This is a genomic window from Microbacterium sp. ABRD28, from assembly GCF_003850245.1.
GTDB lineage: Bacteria > Actinomycetota > Actinomycetes > Actinomycetales > Microbacteriaceae > Microbacterium.
The window spans coordinates 641,418-657,737 of record NZ_CP031015.1 but is presented as its reverse complement, the minus strand read 5'-3'; the positions used below and the strand labels follow the sequence as shown (position 1 = coordinate 657,737).

The 16,320-nt window shown below is 67.4% G+C and carries 19 protein-coding genes and 1 pseudogene; 10 read left to right on the top strand and 10 right to left on the bottom strand.

Going from position 1 to position 16,320, the window contains the following annotated elements:
* Window positions 1-44 precede the first annotated feature (44 nt).
* Entirely contained in the window at window positions 45-572 is a 528-nt protein-coding gene (locus DT073_RS03345; protein ID WP_124292106.1) for a hypothetical protein, read from the top strand.
* Window positions 573-789: 217 nt separating this feature from the next.
* On the opposite strand, the gene DT073_RS03340 is transcribed toward DT073_RS03345, so the two are convergent.
* Both DT073_RS03340 and DT073_RS03335 read right to left on the bottom strand, forming a co-directional pair.
* Complete coding sequence (locus DT073_RS03340; protein WP_124292105.1) at window positions 790-1,068, bottom strand: hypothetical protein; 279 nt, start codon at window positions 1,066-1,068, stop codon at window positions 790-792.
* A gap of 77 nt (window positions 1,069-1,145) precedes the next feature.
* Window positions 1,146-1,589, bottom strand: coding sequence for a hypothetical protein (locus DT073_RS03335; RefSeq protein ID WP_124292104.1), 444 nt, complete (start codon window positions 1,587-1,589; stop codon window positions 1,146-1,148).
* A gap of 349 nt (window positions 1,590-1,938) precedes the next feature.
* Here DT073_RS03335 and soxR point away from each other — a divergent pair, with 349 nt between their 5' ends.
* Entirely contained in the window at window positions 1,939-2,439 is a 501-nt protein-coding gene (gene soxR, locus DT073_RS03330) for a redox-sensitive transcriptional activator SoxR (RefSeq protein ID WP_205783004.1), read from the top strand.
* A gap of 102 nt (window positions 2,440-2,541) precedes the next feature.
* Window positions 2,542-2,958, top strand: a complete 417-nt coding sequence (locus DT073_RS03325) for a VOC family protein (RefSeq protein ID WP_124292102.1) — start codon at window positions 2,542-2,544, stop codon at window positions 2,956-2,958.
* A gap of 199 nt (window positions 2,959-3,157) precedes the next feature.
* Here the strand turns inward: DT073_RS03325 and DT073_RS03320 are convergent, their stop codons facing one another.
* Both DT073_RS03320 and DT073_RS03315 read right to left on the bottom strand, forming a co-directional pair.
* Complete coding sequence (locus DT073_RS03320; protein ID WP_164478135.1) at window positions 3,158-3,538, bottom strand: nitroreductase family deazaflavin-dependent oxidoreductase; 381 nt, start codon at window positions 3,536-3,538, stop codon at window positions 3,158-3,160.
* Between the two features lie 198 nt (window positions 3,539-3,736).
* Window positions 3,737-4,429 carry an alpha/beta hydrolase gene (locus DT073_RS03315; RefSeq protein WP_124292100.1) on the bottom strand — a complete coding sequence of 231 codons (693 nt, stop codon included), beginning with the start codon at window positions 4,427-4,429 and terminating at the stop codon, window positions 3,737-3,739.
* A gap of 178 nt (window positions 4,430-4,607) precedes the next feature.
* Between DT073_RS03315 and DT073_RS03310 the strand changes: the two genes are divergently transcribed.
* Window positions 4,608-5,387, top strand: coding sequence for an alpha/beta fold hydrolase (locus tag DT073_RS03310; protein ID WP_124292099.1), 780 nt, complete (start codon window positions 4,608-4,610; stop codon window positions 5,385-5,387).
* A 64-nt stretch (window positions 5,388-5,451) separates the two neighbouring features.
* On the opposite strand, the gene DT073_RS03305 is transcribed toward DT073_RS03310, so the two are convergent.
* Window positions 5,452-6,039 carry a 1-acyl-sn-glycerol-3-phosphate acyltransferase gene (locus tag DT073_RS03305; RefSeq protein ID WP_124292098.1) on the bottom strand — a complete coding sequence of 196 codons (588 nt, stop codon included), beginning with the start codon at window positions 6,037-6,039 and terminating at the stop codon, window positions 5,452-5,454.
* Between the two features lie 24 nt (window positions 6,040-6,063).
* Window positions 6,064-6,240: a hypothetical protein gene (locus DT073_RS15795; protein WP_164478134.1), complete on the bottom strand. Its 177-nt coding sequence runs from the start codon at window positions 6,238-6,240 to the stop codon at window positions 6,064-6,066.
* A 487-nt stretch (window positions 6,241-6,727) separates the two neighbouring features.
* Here DT073_RS15795 and DT073_RS03300 point away from each other — a divergent pair, with 487 nt between their 5' ends.
* Both DT073_RS03300 and DT073_RS03295 read left to right on the top strand, forming a co-directional pair.
* Complete coding sequence (locus DT073_RS03300) at window positions 6,728-7,408, top strand: response regulator transcription factor (protein WP_124292097.1); 681 nt, start codon at window positions 6,728-6,730, stop codon at window positions 7,406-7,408.
* Window positions 7,405-8,379, top strand: a complete 975-nt coding sequence (locus tag DT073_RS03295; protein ID WP_124292096.1) for a sensor histidine kinase — start codon at window positions 7,405-7,407, stop codon at window positions 8,377-8,379. The genes DT073_RS03300 and DT073_RS03295 overlap by 4 nt, the downstream gene beginning before the upstream one ends.
* A 4-nt stretch (window positions 8,380-8,383) precedes the next feature.
* Here the strand turns inward: DT073_RS03295 and DT073_RS03290 are convergent, their stop codons facing one another.
* Genes DT073_RS03290 through DT073_RS03280 form a run of 3 tightly spaced genes read right to left on the bottom strand, consistent with a single transcriptional unit; the run spans window position 8,384 to window position 11,234 of the window.
* Window positions 8,384-9,199 carry an FAD:protein FMN transferase gene (locus DT073_RS03290; RefSeq protein ID WP_124292095.1) on the bottom strand — a complete coding sequence of 272 codons (816 nt, stop codon included), beginning with the start codon at window positions 9,197-9,199 and terminating at the stop codon, window positions 8,384-8,386.
* On the bottom strand, window positions 9,199-9,771 hold the full coding sequence (locus DT073_RS03285) for an FMN-binding protein (protein WP_124292094.1): 573 nt from the start codon (window positions 9,769-9,771) through the stop codon (window positions 9,199-9,201). The genes DT073_RS03290 and DT073_RS03285 overlap by 1 nt, the downstream gene beginning before the upstream one ends.
* Window positions 9,772-9,791: 20 nt before the next feature.
* Window positions 9,792-11,234: a ferredoxin reductase family protein gene (locus DT073_RS03280; RefSeq protein ID WP_124292093.1), complete on the bottom strand. Its 1,443-nt coding sequence runs from the start codon at window positions 11,232-11,234 to the stop codon at window positions 9,792-9,794.
* A 169-nt stretch (window positions 11,235-11,403) separates the two neighbouring features.
* Here DT073_RS03280 and DT073_RS03275 point away from each other — a divergent pair, with 169 nt between their 5' ends.
* From DT073_RS03275 to DT073_RS03265, 3 genes are all read left to right on the top strand, one after another.
* On the top strand, window positions 11,404-11,811 hold the full coding sequence (locus tag DT073_RS03275) for a YciI family protein (RefSeq protein WP_124292092.1): 408 nt from the start codon (window positions 11,404-11,406) through the stop codon (window positions 11,809-11,811).
* The gene (locus DT073_RS03270; protein WP_240638713.1) at window positions 11,808-12,974 is read left to right on the top strand and encodes an RNA polymerase sigma factor; all 1,167 of its coding nucleotides are present in this window, start codon (window positions 11,808-11,810) and stop codon (window positions 12,972-12,974) included. Before DT073_RS03275 ends, DT073_RS03270 begins: the two co-directional genes overlap by 4 nt.
* 91 nt (window positions 12,975-13,065) lie before the next feature.
* Window positions 13,066-13,482 carry an MmcQ/YjbR family DNA-binding protein gene (locus DT073_RS03265; RefSeq protein ID WP_124292091.1) on the top strand — a complete coding sequence of 139 codons (417 nt, stop codon included), beginning with the start codon at window positions 13,066-13,068 and terminating at the stop codon, window positions 13,480-13,482.
* Window positions 13,483-13,516: 34 nt separating this feature from the next.
* Here the strand turns inward: DT073_RS03265 and DT073_RS03260 are convergent.
* Window positions 13,517-13,958, bottom strand: a pseudogene (locus DT073_RS03260) (recombinase family protein); the annotation flags it as partial.
* A gap of 645 nt (window positions 13,959-14,603) precedes the next feature.
* Here DT073_RS03260 and DT073_RS03255 point away from each other — a divergent pair.
* Window positions 14,604-16,190: an exonuclease domain-containing protein gene (locus tag DT073_RS03255; protein ID WP_124292090.1), complete on the top strand. Its 1,587-nt coding sequence runs from the start codon at window positions 14,604-14,606 to the stop codon at window positions 16,188-16,190.
* Window positions 16,191-16,320: the final 130 nt, after the last annotated feature.

The window sequence follows — 16,320 nt, the reverse complement described above, 5'->3', positions numbered from 1 at the left end:
AGTGCACGCGTCAACGAGCTGATGGCTGTGTCAGGGTTGTGGATATGGACACGCGCGCAGGCATGTGGGGGTCACACCTCCTCGCGACGGTTCGCGACACGGAGTTCGCGGTGTCACGCCGCTCACGGCTGATGTGGGATCGCGAACCCGTCCTTCTTCTCCCGAGCGCCGAGCACATCGCCGACCTGCCCTGGGTTGCCGAGCTCGTCGACGAGAACCGCCGCATCACTGTCGAGCATGCGTCGATGACCCGCCTTCGGCGGGTGGACGCGTACGGCTGGTACGCGGGTGAGGGGCCGTTCAGCGTCGAGTTCTTCGGCCCGGATCGAGACCGGATCCGCGAACCTCGAGCCTTCGACTCGGGCGAGGCTGATCTCGCCTACGGCGGCCCGCCGGAGTCGGACGCACGGGTCGCCGCGCTACCCGGTCTCGCGAACAACCCCTGGCTTGGCCGTGTCGTGGGGCGCGTGCCTACGGCCGAGATCACCGACTACCAGCAGGCGTTGGTTGAACTGGATGTCACGCAGTGGCCGATCCCGATCGTGAAGGCGAAGGTACCCGGGCGGGGGTAGCCTCGGCGCGCGACGCTCGAGGCAGGCCGATCGCTTCCAGTCGACGCACGCGTGCGAAGGGGCTTCCAGGACAGCGCGATACCTGCTCGCCTCAGACGCGATTGCCGAACAGAGGTAGGCCCAGTGCAGCCCGACTCGATGCGGAGGTAGCGAGCAGGTCGAAAGGCTTGTGCCCGAGCTGACTTCACTCGCTCGGTGGCTGCGCTGAAAGGATCTGCTAGCGGCCGGTCGGGTGTCGTCGGCCCACGATGAATCCCGCGATGACGCCGAACCCGATGAGACCCGCGATCGCGATCGCGGCTCCGGTCGCGGTGAGCGGCGTCAACACCACGAGCGAGCTGGGGAAGAAGGCCGCGCCGGAAATCGGCTGGTAGGCGAACCACCCGAATGACGCTGTGCCAGCAGAGCTCCCCGCGATGTACAAGATGACGCCACCGAGCACGAGCACTCCCGCGATGATTGCGGCGATCACGAGGCCGACCGGCATTCGACGCATGCCGCCCACGATACAGACGGTCGCGGTTCGGGCTTCGATGCAGAACGAAGGCTCGAGAGCGGATGGGCACTCGAGTGTCAGTCGCGGTAGACGCCGTCCTCGGCGGGGAAGCCAAGACTCTCGTGCAGAGCGCCGACGTCGCGGCCGGTCAGATACGGCTCACCCTCGGGATCTACACGCGCCTCCAGGAGCATCCATCCCGGTGAGTCCTCCGGTGCATCGGGGTCCCCGGTGGAGTCGATCACATTTAGGACGGTGAACGCCGCTTCGCGGGCAACCTCACGGACAGCCGCAAGAATCAGCTGTTCATCGGCGCCAGCCTCTAGGAGGGATGTGACCTCAGGGATGCGACGGATACCTTCCGGGGTCCAAGTGATCGCCTCGCGGATCTGTCGAATGGCCAGCCAGCGCGCCTCTTGAGCGATGTCCTCCTCGAGCTCGGATGAGGCCCACTCCTCCGGATCCTCCGCGCCCAGCTGCCGCATACGCTCCACGAGGTCATAGCCACGCTGAATTTCCACAGCCGCAATCTACCGGTCTCAATCACTCGGCCACGGGAGGAGCCCTCGTGCTGCGCCTTCTCGCTCCTGCCGAGCAACTCGACCCCGCGATCGCGATCGAGGCGCTGATGCGAGGGCTTCTCGATCATTCCCAGCGCCCCGCTCATGCAATCGTCGGCGCAGAACCTTGACCGCTGTCGCCACTCCCACCATGGCGAACCGGAAGCGTCGACCGAGTCGAGAAGGCCGAATCGGTGCGGCCATCATCTGCTGCGCGCGTAGCACCGTTACGTCCGGCACGACGAGGTAAGGAGTCGGTTCGTTATCGGTCATGTCCCGACGCTAAAACCTGAAGTATTGTTGAGGTCAAGTGAACGAGCACGTGGCATCCCCGAAGGCGAGCCTGACGGTGGGCGAGCTGGCGCGACGCGCCGGCGTCTCCGTGTCCGCCCTGCATTTCTTCGAGCGCCAGGGCCTCATCAGCAGCGATCGCACTTCCGGAAATCAGCGCCGCTACCGTCGCGAGATGTTGCGGCGTGTCGCGTTCATCAGGATCGCGCGCAACGTCGGCATTCCGCTCAAGGATGTTGCCGAGGCATTGAATTCGCTGCCCGGCGGACGCACACCCACCCGCGACGACTGGCAACACATCTCCGACCGGTGGCGACGCCTGCTCGACGAGCGAATCCGGGAACTGCAGCAGCTTCGCGACGACTTCACTGGATGCATCGGCTGCGGCTGTCTGTCCATCGACCGATGCACGCTCTTCAACCCGGACGACCGGCTCGGTCGGGAAGGCCCCGGCCCACGCCGTCTGATCGACCCCGCCCCGTCCGGTGACGGCGACCCCGATGCGGACACCCGTGAGTGAGATCCGGGCCCGGCCTCCGTGCTCGCATCGAAGCGCGGCTCGCGAAGCGCAGCGATTCCTCTACCGACACGGCCGTGGCGCACCTTGCGGCAGACTGCCGGCATGCCCCTCTTCGACCACCTCAGCGTGAGTGTCAACGATGTCCCGCGCGCGATCGCTCGATTCGATCCGATCTTCACCGCGCTCGGGCTCGACCGCACCGACGCCCGGGATGGGGCCTCCTGGTACAAAGACGGCGAGACCGAGTTCATCGTCCGCCTCGCCCGCGAACCTGGAGCGCATCGCCACGGCGCAGTCGGATGGCAGCACCTCGCGTTGGCCGTCGCCTCGCGAGAAGACGTGGAGCGCCTGCACGCCATCGCTACCGAGGCCGGTTGGGCCGTCGTCCGCGACCCGAAGCCCTACCCCCGCTTCAGCGACCGCTACTTCGCGTCGTTCGTCGAGGATGACAACGGCATCCGCGTCGAATTCGTGTACAACCCTGAACCGACCGATCAAGAGACGGTGCGCACCGTCTGACCGATCCTTCAGCGGGCAGTGCGCGAAGCAGGGGCGAGACGTGCGGGCGTGACACCGTGACTGACGTTTCTTTCCGGCGTCCACCGATGGGACGTCAGCGTGAGCGAGCCTGGACGCACGGGGGTGCCGCCGAGGCCGCGATGTGCGCGTTCAGCGCCAGCGAAGCGACGAAGATCGCGTCAAGCGGCGTGGAGCTCCGTCAGGCGGGGGGCGAAGGAGCGACAGTCAGCACGATGAGCGGGCTGTGCGCGATCATTTCCTCGACATCGTCTCTGCGCCAGCGTCGTGCGGCGGCCTCGATGAGCGGCCGTGCTTCGTGTGGATCGGTGATCACGCGTGCCCTGGCAGGAATGTCGACCTCGATTCCCTGCTTCAGGTGCACGATGACATGGGGGTCTGCGGTGATATTGCGTATCCAGTCCCTGGTGCGGTCTCGACGGGGCATCCCGGTGATGAACAGCACGCCGTCCTCGTAGTGAAGGAAGATCTCGATGCGGCGCGGCAGACCGCTACGGCGACCGGTCGTCGTCAGGTCGATGATCTGACTTCGGTGCAGGGCCTCGATGACGTCGTTGTTCACACCTGTTGAAGCAATCTCGCTGCTGCAGACATTCCAAGCGATCGGTGAAACTCTCCGCGCGCAGAGCTTGGCGCCGCGAATCTTTGGCTAGGCCGACCCGGCCGCCGCATTCACCTCCGGCGCCGACCTCCGCGTCACCGGGGGCAGGTGAGCCCGCAGGGCTGTTCACCGGCCTTCACATCGCCCGGCCGAGATCGCTCAGCCACCTGGTCGAGACTGCACGTCCGCGCGGGCGACGTCGGCGACCTCTTCCTCGGGTCGCGGCGCGGCGTTCTCGTCGACCTCGATCTCAGGAACGACCGCTTCTCCGGCGGAAGGTATGTGCGGCTCAGCGTCGTTGCGCTCGGACTGCATCGGCACGATCAGCCGATCGATGAGTTCGAAGGTGTCGTAGGGCTGGTTGAAGTCGCCGAAGTGGCCTTCGTCGCGCACGATCTGGGTGCCGCCGAGGTTGTCGAACATCAGCCGACCTTGCGTGGCATCGCACCCGTACGGGTCGGTGATCGAGTTGATGAAGTACATCTCTCCGCCGTTGGCGCGGATCCGGTCCCAGTCGTAGACATCCTGCAGCACCGGCTCGTCGGAGTCGTTGGGTCTGGTCGCGTAGCCCGCGACCAGGATCGTTTGGGCCACCGGAGCCTGCAGGTGTTCCAGCACTGCGAGTAGAAGTGCGGCGCCGCCGGAGTGGCCCACCAGCACGGTGTCCGCGTCGAACAGACGACCGTCGAGCACCTTCGGCAGGAACGTGGAGATCGGCTCGACGTTCAGACTCGGGTAGTACGGGCGTTCCACCTGATAGCCGCGCGCGGTCAGCTGCCGATCCAGCCACGGGTACCAGAGCACGTCCGGATTGCCGCCCGTGCCATGCATGATGACCGCATTCTTACTCATCGATCGATGCTAATGGCCGACGATCCTCCCGGTGCAGAGCTGGCCGACTCCGGATCGGTCCCTGCCCAGACCGCTGCGCGCGCATCGCCTGCGTGAGATCGAAAGAGGATGCGTATGCCCTCGGTGCCCTTTTGGCAACGGCCCCGGCGGGCGCACCCCGCCACCTTACGTTGGACCCATGCTGCACTCGACCCGGCAAGGCTCCGGCAAACCACTGCTCCTGGTTCATGGGCTCGGTTCCAGTAGCGGCAACTGGGCCCCGATCATCCCGGCACTGGCAGCCGAACGCGAGGTGATCGCCGTCGACCTCCCTGGGTGCGGAAAGTCCGAGCCGCTGAGCGGGGAAACCACGATAGCCACGCTGACCGATGCTGTCGAAGCCTTCGTCCGCGACGCGGAGTTGGGTGATATCGATGTGGTCGGCAGCTCCATGGGCGCACGGATGGCGATGGAGATGGCGCGTCGCGGGCATGCGGGCACGACCGTCGCACTGGCGCCTGGTGGGTTCTGGAACGACCGCCAGGCTGCGATCTTCGGGGCGAGTATCAAGGCCTCTGTCGCTCTGGTGCGCCGGATACAACCGGCGCTTCCCTTCCTCACGGGCAACCGCGTGGGCCGTACAGCCCTGCTGTTGCAGTTCTCCGCTCATCCCTGGAAGCTGCCGCAGGATCTGGTGCTGCACGAGCTCCGGGGATTCAAGACATCACGCAGCCTCGATCCCGCTCTCGACGCCCTCATTCACGGGCCTCGCCAGGCAGGCGCGCCGGCCGGTTCACTCAAGGGCAGGATGGTGATCGGATGGGGGCGGAAGGACAGAGTCACCGTTCCGAGCGAGGCAGCGCGCGCGACGGAGTTGTTCCCGGATGCCACGCTGCACTGGTTCGAGAACTGCGGTCACTTCCCACACTGGGACCAGCCAGCGGAAACGACCCGCCTGGTGCTCGACAGCACCGTCTGAGCTGCGGCTGAGCGACGACGCGAAGCCGGTTCGGCGTGGGCTCAGCGATCGACGTGTGCTTCGGCTACGCGGATGCGGCCGGGCGAGGATCGTCCTCCTCGCGCAGCCGCGGCTCGACGCGCAGAGCCGGACGCATGCCCGACTTGTCCGCGTAGAACGCGCGGATGGCGTCCATGTCCGCGCCGACGTTACCGGTGAGCGAAAGTGTCGGCCCGAGCCCGGTGGTCATGGTGGTGCGGTCGACGTAGCCGAGCGTGACCGGGAGGCCCGCCTCGCGGGCGATTCGGTAGAAGCCCGATTTCCAGTGGGCGACGCCACCCCGGGTTCCTTCCGGCGTCACGACGAGGCCGAACACGTCACCGTTCCGAATGCGGCTGACGAGCGCGTCGACCACGCCAGCGGGGTTCGACCGGTCGACGGGGATGCCGCCGATCGCACGCATGATCGGGCCCCGCCAGCCACGGAAGAGGCTCTCTTTCCCCAACCAGCGGAAGCGCATCTTCAGGCGCCATGCGATCCCCAGCATGAGCACGAAGTCCCAGTTGGAGGTATGCGGTGCCCCCAGGACCACGGTGGGCCGGGCGGGTGCGGGCTCGGTGACGAGAGTCCATCTGCTGAACGCCCAATAGATGCGGGCGATGAGACGGAGCATCCGGCAACCCTAACGCCCCGACAGTCACCTCGGCGCGTCGGGCGGCAGGTCTCCGCGAGTGATGACGTCAGCGTCGGGCTCACCCGTCAGTCGCCACCAGCTCGGCCCGGACTTGTAGGCGTCATACGGCACCCACTGATCGCCCCGGAGGATGAAGTCACGACCGTTCACCAGCCGGAAGTAGTGATCTGTGGATGCCACGGAGTGCCGCCAATACTGAACTCCGTCGTCCCTCGCTGGCGCATCTGGTCGAGACGAGTCTGCAGCCGAAGCGGCCGCACGCGCGGGGTCGGGTTCGGCCCCGCCACTCGCCGGGTGCCCTCCGGCTGACTCGAAGACCCCGGGGTAGGTGGATCGGATGGCCTCGGGCTGCACGACGACGGCCGCGCGTTCCGTCATCAACCACAGGGCCCCGCATACCGCGCAGCAGTACAGCTCGCTACGATCCCCGACGTTCTCCGCGAGAAAGCGCGGTCGCTCGGCCGTCTCCCACTGGCGACGACAGACCGCGCACCCCTGCGAATCCCAGGACGATGCTGCGTCCGGCGCCTTGCTCACTCAGATTTCTCCTCTTCGTCGACGCGACTCTAGCGGGGCCGGAACGACCGGTGCACTCACCTGACGGGCCGTCACAGGCGGTGCATCGGCTCGGGCCGTAGTCTCGGAGCCAGCCCGACGGGGAGGTGTGATGAGCTCGGACACGGATGCCACCCGTGGCGCGCTGCTGTACGTCGAAGACGACGCGCGCATCGCCACGATGACGATCGAAGTGCTCTCCGAGGCGTACCGGGTCGATCACGCGACCACGGGCGAGGCGGGACTGCGGCTCGCACTGAACGGACGTTACGACGTCATGGTCGTCGACCGGCGCTTGCCGGGTATGGACGGGGTGGAGTTCATCCGCGCCGTGCGGACGGCACGCATCACGACGCCGATCCTGATGCTGACCGCACTCGGCTCGGTGGATGACCGCGTGAGCGGGCTGGACGGAGGAGCGAACGACTACCTCGTGAAGCCCTTCGACTACGAGGAGCTGCTTGCGCGGCTGCGCTCCCTGCGGCGGGGCTTCGACGCGGATGCCGGGCGGCGGCGTCTGGGTGAGTGGACGTTCACGCCCGCGTCGCAGGCGCTGTACGACCCCGGCGGGTATCGCATCGCCCTGACCGCCACCGAAAGTGCACTCTTGGAACTCCTCAGTGCGAGCCCCGAGCACGTGTTCTCGCGGGAGGAGATCCTGCGCTCGGTCTTCCGCGAGGGCGAGACGACGAGCTCGGTGGATACGTACGTGCACTATGTCCGGCGGAAGTCGACCCGCGACATGATCGAGACCGTCCGCGCGCGCGGCTACCGGGCGGGGCACCCCTCGTGACCGCGCAGGACGACCGCGCCCGAGTGCGGCGAGCCGCGGTCTCGATCGGACTGACCGTCGCCCTCACCTCTGCGCTGATCATCGCCGGCGGGGTCGGCCTGCTCCTCGCCGTCATCGTGCTCAATCGGCGTCCGGAGGGCGGCGATCACGAGGAAGGGTTCCCGCGGTCCGGCGGCGACGACGACTTCGTCATCGACGTGGACCGGATCCTCCCTGCGGTGATCGTGCTCGGGGTGATCGGCGTCGTCCTGCTCGCCGCCGTCGCCTGGTTCGCGGCACGGCGCTCGGTTCGGCCCCTCGGCGAAGCGCTCCGGATGCAGCGCAACTTCGTTGCGGATGCGTCGCACGAACTGCGAACTCCGCTGACGGCGCTCACGAGCCGCATCCAGCTCCTGCAGCGGCGGCATGAGCGGGGGGAGCCCATCGACGAGACGCTCCAGGAGCTGCGGACGGATGCCGCGATGATGAACGATGTGCTGAGCGACCTGCTGCTCGCGGCCGAGGGCGGCGCGAGCGCCCGGGCCGCGGCATCCGTCGATGACGCCGTCGCGAGCGCAATCCAGTCGGTGCAGCCCCTGGCCTTCGAGGCGGGGGTGTCGCTGCGGTCCGAACCGGCAGGACCGCTCACGGTCACCCTGCCGCCGGTGACGCTCGCGCGAGTGCTCGTGGCGCTGCTGGACAATGCGGTCCAGCATTCGCCGAGCGGGGCGGAGGTGAGGGTGCGCGCCGCACGGGAGGGTGGGACAGCGGCGATCCGGGTCGTCGACCGGGGCTCCGGCATCCGCGGGATCTCACCGGCAGACGTGTTCGAGCGGTTCTCGCGGTCGGCCGAGAGCGGCCGTCGGCGCAGCTTCGGTCTCGGATTGTCGCTCGTCCGCGATGTCGCGGTGCGAGCGGGGGGCAGCATCGAGGTGGAGAGCACCTCGGATGCCGGGACCACTTTCCTGCTGCGGCTACCCCTCGCCTCCTGACGGGTCAGCCCAGCAGCGTTCCGGGCGGGACCACGTCGACCGGAGTGCCGTCGAGCCAACGGGTGACGCGGCCGTCGGCGGCGATCAGGATGCCGGTCCGCGTGCCTGCGCGGGGAATCCACGCGCGGTCGTCGAAGCCGGCGATCACCGCGGTCGTGGCCCAGAGGTCGGCACGGGCGAGACTCGCATCGGCCACCGTCGCGCTGAGGACGCCGCGTGCGGGGGCACCGGTCCGCGGGTCGATGATGTGCGCGCCGCGCTCGGCCGATCCGGAGGTCGCGACGGCCCCGGTGCGGACCGGTAGCGTCGCGATGACCTGGCCCGGATTCCGGGGGTCGGCGATCCCCACGTTCCAGATCCATGCCGAGCGGTCGGCGGCGAACAGCTGCATATCTCCGCCGGCGTTGATGCCGACCGCGTCGACCGCGCCGAGGAGCGGTTGGAGGTGACGACGGGCGGCGTTCTCGACGGCCCATCCCTTCACGAACCCGGTCGGATCGAACGTGCCGCTCCAGGTGGCCGAGAACAGGCCGCCGGTCTCGACCGCCGCCGCCCGGCACGCCGCCTCCACTTCGGAGACACGGGGGTCGGCCTCCCGTAGAGCGAGCTCCCCGCGGGCGATGCGGTTGATGTCGGAGTCGGCGCGGTACGTCGAGAACACCCGGTCGATCTCGCAAAGCTCGCCGAAGCACGCCGCGACAGCCTGCTCGATCTGCGTGTCGGCGACGCCCGCGCTCAGCGCGTGGATGCTGATCGGCATCCCCATGATCTCCGCCACGCGCACCGTACGGGTGAGGGCCGCGGATCCGGTCGCGATCATCAGGCGCCCGCCTGGTCGATCGCGCTCTGCAGCGAAGCGATGTAGCCCTGGCTGGTGTAGGTCGCACCCGACACCATGTCGATCTGTGCGCTCTGGGCCTGCGTCGTCTCGGCGACCAGGGTCGGCAGCGCTCGGCCATTGATCCGCTGGTCCTCGCGGTTGCTGTTCGGGTACTGCGGCACCTGCACGTCGGTGATCACGCCTCCGGACACGGTGATCTGAACCTGCACGGCGCCGTAGCGCGTGTTCGCCGCGCCGCCGGTGTACGTCCCGTCGGTCAGGCCGCTCGCGGTGGCCGTCGACCCGGAGGATGAGGACGAGGACGAGCCGGACGAGCTCGAGGTGGATCCACTCGTGGACGACGCGCCCTCCTCGGTCGACTCGTCGTCGCCGGACTCGGTCGACTCGTCGTCCGAGCTCTGCGTGCCGGTACTCGGGGCGACGGTTGTGCCGGTTGAGGCGGTCGTGTCCGCCACGGCGAGCGGCTGCACTGCCTCAAGTGAGGTGCGGTAGCTGAGCAGCATGACCAGACCGCTCAGGGTGACCAGGACGGCGTAGACGATCTTCTTCATGGTGTGCTCCTGGGTCGGGCTCAGATGGTGAAAGCTTCGGAATGGATGCGGTCGCCCGGGACTCCGGCCCGCTTGAGGTCCCGGATGACGGCGCTCATCCACGGGACGGGACCGCACACGTACACGTCGTAGGCCAGGATGTCGGGGGCGAGGTAGCGGATGAGGTCCGGTCCCCGCCACGCGGCGTGGCCGGCATCCAGCCACGACGATGCGCCGGGATTGCGGGGACCGGACAGCCCGGCGTGACGCACACCTCGTTCGGCGACAAGTCGCGCGATCGCGCTCTGGCGGAGCGCGTCGCGCTCGGTGTGGTCACGGGTCAGCAGGATCGCGTCACCGGGACGGTATGCCTGCTCCTCCAGGAGCGACACGAGCGGCGCCACTCCGGCGCCGGCGCCGATCATGAGCAGCTTCGACCCTTTCCGCGCGTCGCCGGTCATGTGGCCGTAGGGGCCCTCGATGAGCACCCGCGTGCCGGGGCGCAGGCGCGTGAGGCGCTGAGTGCCGTCACCGGCGATGCGCGCCGAGATCCGCAGCGACTCTCCGTCGGGCGCGCCCGACAGAGAGAAGGGGTTGCCGCGCGTCCAGCCGGCGCCGTCCATGAACCGCCACACGAAGAACTGGCCTCCCCGTGCGCCGAGGCGGTGCAGGTCGCGGCCCGTCATGTGGACGGTCACGCCGTTGCCACCATCGGGTTCGACCGCGTGCACCCGCACACCGTGGCGCGCGGACCGAACCAGTGGGATGGCGACCCGGAAAACGAGGACGGATGCCGCCGCCACGGCCCAGAGTGCCCACCAGTAGACCGTCGCCGCGGGCGAGGACAGGAAGTCGGCGCCCGTCCACAGCTGGTGCGGCAGCGCGAGGAAGACGCCCAGGTACGCATAGAGGTGCAGCAGGTGCCAGGACTCGTAGCGCAGCTTCTTCCGCGCACGGCGGATCGAGGTGACGACGACGAGCAGGATCAGGAGCGTCCCGGCCGTGGCGAGCAGCATGGCGGGGTACTCCCAGACGAACTCCCAGAGCTGCACGAACGGGTTCACGGCGGCGGTCGCGGCGTACCCCAGGACGAGGAGGGCGATGTGGGCTCCCATGAGCCAGAACGACCAGAATCCGACGAAGCGGTGCATGCGCGTGATCGCCTCGCGACCGAAGCCCCTCTCGAACAGCGGGATCCGCGCCATCAGCAGCACCTGGTAGAGCAGCAGGTTCGCACCGACGAGGCCTGTCAGCCGGCCGAGCGTCGTCAGGGTGTCGGCGTTGAACCCCAGGGTGGCCGTCACGCCGCCGCCGACGACCCAGAGCGCGACGACGAACAGGCTCGTGAGCCAGATGACCGCGGTCGCTGCGGCATGCCAGACGGCTCGCCGCGTGCGACGCTGGGCGAGCGGCAAAACCGGCGCCGCAGGAGCGGACTCGGAAGATGCCGGGGTCGTGCGCGTTCGCGGGGCGAGAGTGGTCATGGGCACATCGTGAAGAGCGGGTTCTGAGGAGCCACTAAGAATCGGCACATCACAGCGAGCTCATAGGCAACGCTGGGCGAGCGCTCCGCCCGCGGATGTCGAGAACGCGGCCTCCGTTCCGTCTCACTCATGAAGCGGCCAGAATGGGCCGCACGAACGGAAGGCTGACATGCCGAAGTACCTGATGCTCAAGCACTACCGCGGTGGTCGCCCTGCGGTGAACCAGGTTCCGATGGACCAGCTCACGCCGGACGAGTGGAACGCGCACGTCCAGTACATGAAGGACATGGAGCAGCGACTCCTCGCGTCCGGCGAACTCGTCTCCTCTGAGGCACTGTCGATGGACGGCTCGTGGGTGCGCTTCGACGGCGAGGGACGCCCGCCGGTCGTCGACGGCCCCTTCGCCGAGACGAAGGATCTCATCGCGGGCTGGATGCTGATCGAAGTGGACTCTTACGATCGCGCGCTCGAGCTCGCCTCGGAGCTGTCCGCGGCCCCGTGGGCGGGCGGCACGCCGCTTGGTGAGTGGCTCGAGCTTCGCGAGGTGATGGGCGCGCCCCCGGCAGACGCCGGATGATGATCACGGATACCACCTCTCTGCGTCGAGCGATCCCCGAGGTCACCGGCATCCTCGTCCGGCGCGGCGCTGATTTCGCGTCGGCCGAGGATGCCGTCCAGACTGCCCTGGTGCGAGCGCTGGAGCGTCCGGACCTCGACGAGGTTCGAGACATCCGGGCCTGGCTGGTCGCTGTCGCGTGGCGGGCGTTCCTCGACCAGGTGCGCAGCGATACGGCCCGCGCGGCGCGTGAGCAGCGCCACGCCGACGAGCCGGAGGCGGGGCCGGTTCCACAGCGCGAGGACACGCTCGCGATGTACTTCCTGTGCGCGAATCCGGTGCTGACCGCGACATCCTCGATCGCCCTCACGCTGCGCGCGGTCGCGGGGCTGACGACCCGCCAGATCGCCGACGCCTTTCTCGTCCCAGAGGCGACGATGGCGCAGCGGATCAGTCGCGCGAAACAGCGACTCGGTGGCATCCCGCTGGACCAACCCGGTGACCTCTCGCGAGTGCTGCGCGTCCTCTACCTTCTGTTCAACGAGGGCTACTCCGGCGAGGTGGACCTCTCCCTCGAAGCGATCCGCCTGACGCGTCAGCTCGCCGTGCTCACCGACCACCCCGAGGTCGGCGGCCTCCTCGCACTCATGCTTCTCCACCATGCGCGGCGGCCCGCACGAGTGGTCGGCGGCCGGCTCATTCCGCTGGCGGAGCAGAACCGCGCCCTGTGGGACACCAAATCGATCGCGGAAGGCGTCGACATTCTGCAGGGGGCGCTGGCGCGGGACCTCCTGGGCCAGTACCAGGCGCAGGCCGCGATCGCCGCGCTCCACGCGGATGCGTCAAGCGCGTCGGAGACCGACTGGGTGCAGATCGTCGAGTGGTACGACGAGCTCGTCCGTCTCGGTGACTCGCCGGTCATCCGACTCGGTCGCGCGGTCGCCATCGGTGAGGCGGATGGTCCGCAGGCAGGCCTCAAGGCGCTCGCCGCGGTGGATGCCCAGGTGCCGAGGTTCCACGCGGCGCTCGCCTATATGCACGAACGGGCCGGAGAGGCGGATGTCGCGGCATCCGAGTATGCAGAGGCGGCGCGCCGAGCGACCAGCGTCCTCGAGCAGCAGTATCTGCTGCGCCAGGCCGATCGGCTCCGTCTCGGAGTGGTGGGCAGACCGTCCAGACGATGAGGTTGACCGACGCCTGAGCGGCTCGCGTTGGAGCAGTCGTCTGCTAGCCGAGAGGGGCGTGGATGTCGCGGGGTCGGCGTAGGCTCGCGCCGTGGCCACCCTCGACGACGTGCGGAGGATCGCCGACAGCCTGCCCGGCAGCGAGGAGCGCACGACGACGGGTGGCATCGCCTGGTTTGTCCGGAGGAAGCCGTATGCGTGGGAGTGCCACCCGTGGCCCAGCATCCCCGACGACATTCGAGCGATTCTCGCAACCGAGCTCGTCGTCGCCGTCAAGGTCGCGGACCGGATGGACGGATTCGCTCTGGTCCAGATGGAGCCCGACGTGTTCCTGCGGACGACCACACCCTGGAGCGAGCCGAAAGTGGCTTTCCGGCTGGCCGCGATCACGGCGGGCCATCTCGCCGAGCTCGTGACCGACGCCTGGCGCGTTCAGGCTCCGAGGTATCTTCGCGACGAGTTGGATGCCGTTGCTGATGGCGCAGCGGCCACCGAGCCCGAGGTCTGATGAGCGAGCCGCAGGCTCAGGATCGGGGCGGCGCGGGTTCCTTGCCTTTCAGGTGGCCCTTGGCGCGGGCCACCGCCATCCCTTCTTTTGTGCGCATGCTGATCACCTCGCGCTTGAACTCGGCGACCATCGCGAGCACATTGAACAGCAGCCGTCCCACTTGATCGGTGGGGTCGTATCTGCTTCCGCCGAGGTTGAGCGCAACGCCCTTTCGTGGTCAGTTCGTCAGCGATGTCGCGGGCGTCTTTCACCGATCGCGCGAGCCGGTCGAGCTTGGTGACCACAAAGGTGTCGCCGGCTCGCACGGCTGCGAGTGCCTCGCGCAGTCCCGGTCTGGCCCGGTTGGTGCCGGTCAGTCCGTGATCGACGTAGATGTTCGAGTCGAGGACCCCGAGGCGCAACAGTGCGTCGCGCTGCGAGGTGAGGTACTGGTCGGCGGTGGAAACCCTGGCATAGCCAATCTGTCTTTCATTCATGCCGCCGAGGGTGCCACCTGGCGTGGCGATGCTCGCTCGGGATCGCTACCTACTTAGCGTTCGTCCGGCGGGGCCGGAGTATGGACCTTCACGGACGACATGGCCAGAGTGCTCGACCAGCCGCGCGACGATCTCTGCACGACGCCCGATCATCCAGTCGGCGGTGACGGAGTCCCACTCTTCTTCCGACGGTACGTAGAGCACGAGAGGACTAGCTCCCCATCCGGCGTCGAAAAGGTAGCCGCGGGAACCCTCCCAGTACACGACCTCTTCCTTCCAACGTCCTTGGACCTCAAAGGTTTTGTCGTCGCCGTCTTCCACAGCGGAAGGCTACCTCGGGGGATCGGTCGCTAGTCTTCCTGACCGAGCTACCCGCAGCACGGATCTTCCCGCTCGCGGTCCCGTTATGAGCACTGCAACATAGGGATCGCTCATCGGGCGATGCACACGAGGGGACGTCAGCGTGCGGCTTTCACAAGTCATGCGGAAGAGATTCCGGCCAGCACCCCCGAAGTTGACGTGTCTCATCAGCGGCTGGGTCGCTGGTGCGGCAGAATCGGCTCCGGTCGGCCTGAGTTTCGGGCGCGTGTGAAGGGGGCAGCGGTGACGACGAAGCATCGGACAGTAACTCGGGTGGCGTGAGGAATGCTTGACTTCACGGCTATCGATTTTGAGACCGCCAATTCCTTTCGTGGCTCGCCGTGCTCGGTCGGACTGGTGCGTGTGCGAGATGGGCAAGTCATCGAGCGAGTGCATTGGCTGATCCGTCCGCCGGAGGGCGCTGACTGGTTCGACGGTTGGAACACGGCCATCCACGGGATCACCCCAGAGATGGTCGCGGACGCCCCGCGGTGGAAAGACATCTTGCCCGCCATCGTGGACTTCATCGGCGACGACGTGCTCGTCGCTCACAATGCGGGATTCGACCTTGGTGTGATGCGGTATGCCTGCGCACTCGACAACATCGAGTGGCCCGAGGTTCGATTCCTTTGCACCTTGGTTATGGCTCGTCGCGCGCTGGCACTCCCTACCTACCGGCTGCCGTTCCTCGCCGAGACAATGGGAATCGCGTTCGCCGACCACCACGACGCTCTCGCCGACGCGACCGCGGTCGTGGAGGTAACCAGGCGACTCGCCGCGAAACAGCAAGTGGTGGACCTGCTGAAGCTGGCTGACTCACTCGGCGTTGGCATCGGCCGGATGGGCCGTGGCATCTACCGAGGCAGCGTCGCGACCGGCGCGGGCGGCCACGGTGGGCGCAACTTCACCCCGATCGAAGTGAATGCGGACGCCGATCCCAGCGGATACCTCTACGGCCGCGTCGTAGTGTTCACGGGCACTCTAATGTCGATGACGCGGGACACCGCCCGCCAGGAGTGCGCCAAGGTCGGCGCGATTCCGGAACAAAGCACCACCAAGCGAACGAACGTGCTGGTCGTGGGGGACATCAACCCGGCCGTTCTGCGCCCAGGCTCGAACATCACCGGTAAGACGCGGAAAGCCTTCGAACTGCAGGACAGCGGCCAAGAGATCGAGGTCATGACGGAGGACGACTTCCTTCGCTGCCTCGATGGCAACCGGCTCGATGGCGCCGAGGTTTTGCTCAACGATGGCGCACAGCACGCGGCAACACAGATGAACCTGATCGACCGGAGTTCATCGACAGCATCCGTCGCGCCCGCACCGAAGCCAGATCCAGCAGCCAGACTGCCACGGCCGCTGCGCCGGACTCCAGTTCCAACCGATCAAACATGCTCCGTCGACGGCTGCGTCAGCACAGCTGCGTTCAGGACGCGGACCAAGGCAACCTGGTGTCACTCGCACGTCGAAGAGATTCAGCGCATCGGTGGCCTGCGCCCCCTCGAAACATTCACCCATCCTGACGACTGGCAGTTGACGGAATGCCTCGTATGCGGTGTTCAGGCTCATTACCGCTTCAGTTACACACTTGACAAGAACGCCTGGGATGAGGGGACTTGCCGTGCCTGCTATTGGCGGAAGTGGGCAGCCGACGCCCGCCAAATGCAGGGGGACTGGGGGGATCTGACGCCTGTCAGTTACTCGTCGGCACTTGCCCATGCTGAGGCTCACGGATTCGAGTATCTCGGCCCTCTCACCGCGCCGTCTTACGGCGGCGACCCGCACCACGTCAAGTGCCGCGCCTGCGGCAAGATCTCCGCGGACCGCCTGTCCGACGTCGGCTTCGGCTGTACTTGCCATCCTCGCGAGTGAGGTTGCGTGAGTCGTCCTTCCGTCCGCCGACGTTTATTCAACCCCCACCGATCTTTAGCCGGTCGGTGAGTGTTAGTGGTGGTTCAGCGCGCGCTCGGGATTCTGAACGGCGGTCGCGCATAGCGGAATG